1 protein-coding gene is annotated in these 480 nt (G+C 74.4%); it reads left to right on the top strand.

All coding sequences use genetic code 11. The features are described 5' to 3' along the window. Positions 1–389 (top strand): endonuclease/exonuclease/phosphatase family protein (locus P409_RS39905; protein ID WP_161790547.1); only part of this gene is annotated, 389 nt, incomplete at its 5' end. Between the last annotated feature and the right edge of the window lie 91 nt (positions 390–480).

The following is a 480-nucleotide window of genomic DNA, read 5'->3' on the forward strand; positions in this document are numbered from 1 at the left end:
AGGGCGAGCGGCTGGTGGCGGCGATCGACCGGCTGGCGCCCGCCGGCGCCGGGGTGGTGCTGGGCGGCGACTTCAACACCAAGGAGGCGCTGGGGTCCCTGGAGGCGCCGGAGGAGCCGCTGTTCGCCGTGCTGCGCGACGCCGGCTTCGACTGGCATCGCTGCAACGTGCCCGGCCCCACCCAGCGCACCCGCCCCGACGGCACGCCGGTGCCGCCCTTCGCCAAGCTCGACTGGCTGTTCACCCGCCACGCCGACGCCGAGGCGCCGGCGACGATCGCCGCCGTGGACGAGACCGGCGCCGCCATCTCCGACCACGACGTGGTGGCGGCGACGGTGCTGACGGGGGTGGTGGCGGAGCAGAAGGTCGCGGCCGGGGCTGAGGCTTAGAATACAGCTCAGATTGCCTCTCCCGCCTGGCGGGAGAGGTCGGGCGTCCGTCAGGACGACCGGGTGAGGGCTGGCCCAGGCCTCGACAAAC

Source organism: Inquilinus limosus MP06, assembly GCF_000767795.1.
Taxonomy (GTDB): Bacteria; Pseudomonadota; Alphaproteobacteria; order DSM-16000; family Inquilinaceae; genus Inquilinus; species Inquilinus limosus_E.